The sequence below is a fragment of the Bradyrhizobium sp. genome (assembly GCF_049798375.1).
Classification (GTDB): Bacteria; Pseudomonadota; Alphaproteobacteria; order Rhizobiales; family Xanthobacteraceae; genus Bradyrhizobium.
The window spans coordinates 1-5,780 of the sequence record NZ_JBARGP010000263.1 but is presented as its reverse complement, the minus strand read 5'-3'; the positions used below and the strand labels follow the sequence as shown (position 1 = coordinate 5,780).

6 protein-coding genes are annotated in these 5,780 nt (G+C 63.1%); 5 read left to right on the top strand and 1 reads right to left on the bottom strand.

Going from position 1 to position 5,780, the window contains the following annotated elements; translation table 11 throughout:
• Positions 1-161 precede the first annotated feature (161 nt).
• The 3 genes from WA702_RS11175 (at position 162) to glyS (ending at position 3,763) form a co-directional block, all read left to right on the top strand.
• Entirely contained in the window at positions 162-353 is a 192-nt protein-coding gene (locus WA702_RS11175; RefSeq protein ID WP_425110580.1) for a hypothetical protein, read from the top strand.
• Between the two features lie 157 nt (positions 354-510).
• Complete coding sequence (locus WA702_RS11170) at positions 511-1,446, top strand: glycine--tRNA ligase subunit alpha (RefSeq protein WP_425110579.1); 936 nt, start codon at positions 511-513, stop codon at positions 1,444-1,446.
• 76 nt (positions 1,447-1,522) lie between these two features.
• The gene (gene glyS, locus WA702_RS11165) at positions 1,523-3,763 is read left to right on the top strand and encodes a glycine--tRNA ligase subunit beta (protein WP_425110577.1); all 2,241 of its coding nucleotides are present in this window, start codon (positions 1,523-1,525) and stop codon (positions 3,761-3,763) included.
• Between the two features lie 380 nt (positions 3,764-4,143).
• Here the strand turns inward: glyS and WA702_RS11160 are convergent, their stop codons facing one another.
• Complete coding sequence (locus tag WA702_RS11160) at positions 4,144-4,497, bottom strand: DUF1236 domain-containing protein (protein ID WP_425110576.1); 354 nt, start codon at positions 4,495-4,497, stop codon at positions 4,144-4,146.
• A 250-nt stretch (positions 4,498-4,747) separates the two neighbouring features.
• Here WA702_RS11160 and WA702_RS11155 point away from each other — a divergent pair, with 250 nt between their 5' ends.
• A complete protein-coding gene (locus tag WA702_RS11155) occupies positions 4,748-4,903 on the top strand; it encodes a DUF3096 domain-containing protein (RefSeq protein ID WP_425110575.1) in 156 nt (51 codons plus the stop codon).
• A 98-nt stretch (positions 4,904-5,001) separates the two neighbouring features.
• The coding region (locus tag WA702_RS11150) for a PEP/pyruvate-binding domain-containing protein (protein WP_425110574.1) at positions 5,002-5,780 on the top strand (779 nt) is incomplete at its 3' end.

Genomic DNA, 5,780 nt, shown 5'->3' with positions numbered 1-5,780 from the left:
GCTGATCTCGGCGCTGGAGACGCGCGCGATCTGGGCACGATTCGGATTTTAATCCCTGCCGTCGCCGCGCCATTTCGCCTCACGAAAGCCGATTGCCCCGTGACGGGCGATCGGCGAAAATGCCGGGCTGGGGGTGGTTCTTTCTGAAGGACGATTGACCAATGCCGCCGTTCATTGCATTCGCCGGCGTTCTGGGCGGGCTTGCCGCAGTCCGCTGGGCCTACAAGACCGCGCTGCGGGTCAACGCGGAGCTCGAGAGGGCACGGCTGTCGCGGATGGCCGATGCCATCCGCACGACCGAGATCCCGACGCTTCGTCGCGACCCGGTCACCGGCGCCTACCGCCCGGGCTGAACGCCAGCCCCTGCCGAGCAGTGGGCCGGCCGCAGGGTGGCGGCAAGATTGCGCCGTGCCTCAAGGATTTAGCGCCCCCATTCGCCTTGATTCCGGGTCTTCCCGCCGATACGGTCCGCGCGATTTTCGCTTCCCCGCGACCGGACCGATCTCGACGATGGATTCGCTGCCTTCGCATATGCGCCCGGAACGCTCGTTCCAGGGCTTCATCCTCGCCCTGCAACGATTTTGGGCCGAGCAGGGCTGCGTCATCCTGCAGCCCTACGACATGGAGATGGGGGCGGGCACTTTCCATCCGGCCACCACGTTGCGCGCGCTCGGGCCGAAGCCATGGAATGCCGCCTATGTGCAGCCGTCGCGGCGGCCGAAGGACGGCCGCTACGGCGAAAATCCGAACCGGATGCAGCACTACTACCAGTTTCAGGTGATCATGAAGCCGTCGCCGCCGGACCTTCAGGAGCTGTACCTGAAGTCGCTCGCCGCGATCGGCATCGACGCCGCCGTACATGACATCCGTTTCGTTGAGGACGATTGGGAGAGTCCGACGCTCGGCGCCTGGGGCCTCGGTTGGGAGTGCTGGTGCGACGGCATGGAGGTGTCGCAGTTCACTTACTTCCAGCAGGTCGCGGGCTTCGAATGCGCGCCGGTCGCGGGCGAGCTCACTTATGGGCTCGAGCGGCTGGCGATGTATGTGCAGGGCGTGGACCGCGTCTATGATCTCAACTTCAACGGCCGCGACGGCGCCGAGAAGGTGACCTATGGCGATGTGTTCCTGCAGGCCGAGCGGGAATATTCGCGGCACAATTTCGAAGTTGCCGACACCGCGATGCTGTTCGAGCAGTTCAAGATGGCCGAAGGCGCCTGCCAGAAATATCTCGCCGCCGGCTGGCACGACGGCAAGCGCGAGCAGCATCTGATGGCGCTGCCGGCCTACGACCAGTGCATCAAGGCGAGCCACGTCTTCAATCTGCTCGACGCCCGCGGCGTCATCTCCGTCACTGAGCGCCAGAGCTACATCCTGCGCGTCCGCGAGCTCGCCAAGGCCTGCGGCGAGGCCTGGCTGCATACGGAGGCGGGCGGCGTGGGCGGTTGAGCGCCTGACCGTCTGATTGAGTTCCTTCTTGCCTCTGCTCCGAAGCCGCGCCGTCCTCGTAAAGAGCATCAACTAAATGCCCGATCTCCTTCTCGAATTGTTCTCCGAAGAAATCCCCGCTCGCATGCAGGCGAAGGCGGCGGATGATCTGCGCCGCATGGTCACCGATAAGCTCGTCGCCGAGGGCCTCGTCTACGAGGGCGCGAAAGCGTTCGCGACTCCGCGGCGGCTTGCGCTCACGGTGCACGGCATCCCAGCGCGCCAGGCCGATCTGAAGGACGAGCGCAAGGGGCCCCGCGTCGGCGGCGCCGAAGCCGCGATCCAGGGGTTTCTGAAGGCCACCGGCCTCGCCTCGCTGGACGAAGCCACCATCCAGCGCGACCCGAAGAAGGGCGATTTCTACGTCGCGCTGATCGAGAAGCCCGGCCGCGCCACCATCGACGTGCTCGCCGAGATGCTGCCGGTGATCGTGCGCACCTTCCCCTGGCCGAAATCGATGCGCTGGGGCAAGCGCTCGGCAAAGCCCGGCGCGCTGAACTGGGTGCGGCCACTGCACGCCATCACCGCGACCTTTGGGCTGGAGACCGAAGAGCCGGACGTGGTCAGCTTTGCGATCGACGGCATCGAGGCCGGCCAGACCACTTATGGCCACCGCTTCATGGCGCCCGCGGCGATCCCGGTGCGCCGTTTCGAGGACTATGAGGCGAAGCTGCTCGCTGCCAAGGTCGTACTCGACCCGCAGCGCCGCAAGGATTCGATCGTCACCGACGCCAAGCAGCTCGCGTTCGCGCAAGGCTTTGAGCTGGTCGAGGACCAGGCGCTGCTCGATGAGGTCTCAGGGCTGGTCGAATGGCCTGTGGTGCTGATGGGCTCGTTCGAAGAAGGGTTTTTAAAGACGCCGGCCGAAGTGATCCGCGCCACCATCCGCAACAACCAGAAATGCTTCGTGGTGCGTGATCCCAGGACCGGTGGGCTGGCGCCGAAATTCATCCTGACTGCGAACATCGAGGCCAGCGATGGCGGCGCGACCATCATTGCCGGCAACGAACGCGTGATCCGTGCGCGGCTGTCGGACGCGAAGTTCTTCTACGAGACCGATCTGAAGACGAAGCTTGAGGATCGCCTGCCGAAGTTCGAGCAGATCGTGTTCCACGAGAAGCTTGGCACGCAGGCTGCGCGCATTGCGCGGATCGAAAAGCTCGCCGCTGAAATCGCGCCGCTGGTCGGTGCCGATGTCGCGAAGACGGTGCGCGCCGCCAAGCTCGCCAAGGCTGATTTGCTGACAGAAGTGGTCGGCGAGTTTCCGGAGGTGCAGGGGCTGATGGGCAAGTACTACGCGCTGGCGCAAGGCGAAGATGCCTCCGTCGCCGCCGCCTGCGAGGAGCACTATAAGCCGCAGGGGCCAGCCGACCGCGTGCCGACCGATCCGGTGTCCGTTGCGGTGGCGCTCGCCGACAAACTCGATACGCTAGTCGGTTTCTGGGTCATCGACGAGAAGCCGACAGGCTCGAAGGACCCGTATGCGCTCAGGCGTGCGGCGCTGGGTGTGGTCCGCCTTATTGTAGACAATGGCTTTCGGTTGAACCTAATACCAACGCTAAAGCTTGCTGGATTGAAATTTCCTGAGACGCTTGCCTCCGTGGTTGTGGCAAGCTTGAGGCCAGTGGTTCAGGACGTAGCGGTAAAAACTGCAAACGTTGAAATCGCTACCGCTGTTCTGACCGCTTTCCAAGGTGATCCGGCGCGATCTAAGCAGGGAAAAGATGTTGCGGAGGCAATCGTCCAGGCGATTGTTGGTGTGTGGGCCTTTTTGATCGATCGCCTGAAAGTGCAGCTCCGCGAGCAGGGCGCGCGGCACGATCTCGTCGATGCCGTGTTCGCGCTCGGCGGTCAGGACGATCTCTTGATGGTGGTTCGCCGCGTCGAGGCGCTGGGCAAATTCCTCGAGACTGATGACGGCAAAAACCTGCTCGCCGGCACCAAGCGAGCCAGCAACATCCTCGGCATCGAGGAGAAGAAGGACAAGCGTAGCTTCGACGGCGCGCCGGATGCGTCGCTCTATCGACTCAACGAGGAGAAGGCGCTGGCCAAGGCGATCGGCGAGGTGAAGGCGGACGCGAGCGCAGCTGTCGCCAAGGAGGACTTCGCAGCGGCGATGACAGCGATGGCCAAGCTGCGCCCCGCGGTCGATGCCTTTTTCGACAAGGTCAAGGTCAACGATGATGATCCACAAATCCGCGAAAATCGGCTCAAGCTGCTGAACGAGATCCGCAGCGCGACGCGGGCGGTGGCGGACTTCTCCAAGATCGAAGGGTAGTCGTCATTGCGAGGAGCGTAGCGCCGACGCAATCCAGCAGGCCCAAGCAAGTTTCTGGATTGCTTCCGCCGTCGCCCTTTGGGCTACAGCGGACACGTCGCTTCGCTCGCAATGACGGGCACCCGGAATCATGGGCGCTCAAAAGAAAGAGCCCCGCCCGGCGGGGGGGACCGGGCAGGGCCTTCACATTCAGCCGCTAGCGGGGGCGTCGGCGACCGAATGCAGCTCAAAGCATGATCCAATCAGGGGATCGCCTTTCACTTTGCGGACGTAGGGGAAGCGCCCGCGAAGTGGATCATGCCAAAACAATCGGCCGGAGCGGGATGACAAATCCACAAATCGTTGTGATCGCATCACACCCGGAACTCATGGCCAAAAGCCTACTCGACCACCTGAACGATCCGGCGCGTGCGCGGCTCGACCAGCACGGTCTCGCCGTTCACCACCGTGTAGCGGTAAGGTGTCGCACCGTAGGTCTGCGGAACGTCGTAGTAAGTGACGCCGGTCTCCGGCAGCACGGTGCCGACGACGACGCGGTCCTGGATCACGTAATCGGGCACACGCTCGCGGACGACATATTCGCGGAACGCCGGGCGCTGCTCCACCGCGATGCCCGCGTCGTCATCGACAACAATTGCGCCGCGCGACACGCCCGTGGTGTAGCCTTGCGCCTGCGCTGCCACCGGCGTCACGACCGCAGCCATTACGGCCGCGACGATGAGATGGTTTCGCATGGGACCAAACTCCTTGGATTGCTGCAAGCCGGCTCGCACCGGCACACGGTCCCCAATGCGTTGCATTCTCCATCGTTCCGCAAAAAGCGCGGCCGTAACCAAGGCAATTTCGGGCAATTTTGGCGGACGCCGGAACCCAAATCCCGCCACGTGCGTCTCCTATGTCGCTTCGGGTAGAGTTCCGCTGGCGCGAATCGTATCTCTCCTCAAACCGCGTCCTCCCGAGACAGTAAGTCCAAGCGAGTCCTCGATGCATCTCACCATTGCCCACATATCGCCGATCATGTCCCTGATCGCCGGAGTCCTGATCCTGATCATGCCCCGCCTGCTGAACTTCATTGTCGCGATCTTCCTGATCCTGAACGGCCTGCTCGGCCTCGGCCTGCTGAAATGGCTCCATTTCTAGGAACGGGGTACGGGAACCGTTCTGCTTGCGCCGCCCGCATCAAAATGGTGTAAGGCACGCGATTTCTCTCTTCTCCCATTTGTGGATCGAAGCACCTCATGGCCAAAGCGGTAGCGAAGTCGAAAAAAGTTGCAGCGAAATCAAAGCCGTCGAAGCAGACCAAAAAGGCTGCGCCAGCCAGCAATACTTCAAAATCCGTCCGCAAGGCGCTGAAGACGCCAACCCGACCGGCCGCAAAGGCCGCGAAATCGGCTCCAAAAGCCGCGCCGAAGCCTGCGGCCAAGACGGCTGCAAAGACGAAGACTGCGGCCAAGCCAGCTACCAAGGCCGTGCCGACAAAGGGCGCAGCCAGCGCCATCAAGCCCGGCAAGTGGGTTTATACCTTCGGCGACGGTAAGGCCGAGGGCAGATCGGGTCTGCGAGACCTGCTCGGCGGCAAGGGCGCCAACCTCGCCGAGATGGCCAATCTCGGCCTGCCGGTGCCTCCGGGCTTCACCCTGCCGACCTCGGTCTGCACCTATTTCTATGCTCACGGGAAGAGCTATCCGAAGGAGCTCGAAAGCCAGGTCGAGAAGGCGCTCGCCCATGTCGGCAAGCTGACCGGCAAGACCTTCGGCGACGTGAACAATCCGCTACTGGTCTCGGTGCGCTCCGGCGCGCGCGCCTCGATGCCGGGCATGATGGACACCGTGCTCAACCTCGGTCTCAACGACGAGACGGTCGAGGCGCTGGCAAAACTCTCCGGCGACCGGCGCTTCGCCTATGACAGCTATCGCCGCTTCATCACGATGTATTCGGACGTGGTGCTCGGCTTCGAGCATCATCATTTCGAGGACATCCTCGACACCTTCAAGGACAGCCAGGGCTACACGCTCGA

Excerpts from the sequence above, each read along its gene's own strand:
- WA702_RS11170 (WP_425110579.1), top strand. The coding sequence starts at position 511 with ATGGATTCGCTGCCTTCGCATATGCGCCCGGAACGCTCGTTCCAGGGC.
- WA702_RS11155 (WP_425110575.1), top strand. The coding sequence starts at position 4,748 with ATGCATCTCACCATTGCCCACATATCGCCGATCATGTCCCTGATCGCC.
- glyS (WP_425110577.1), top strand. The coding sequence starts at position 1,523 with ATGCCCGATCTCCTTCTCGAATTGTTCTCCGAAGAAATCCCCGCTCGC.
- WA702_RS11175 (WP_425110580.1), top strand. The coding sequence starts at position 162 with ATGCCGCCGTTCATTGCATTCGCCGGCGTTCTGGGCGGGCTTGCCGCA.
- WA702_RS11160 (WP_425110576.1), bottom strand. The coding sequence starts at position 4,497 with ATGCGAAACCATCTCATCGTCGCGGCCGTAATGGCTGCGGTCGTGACG.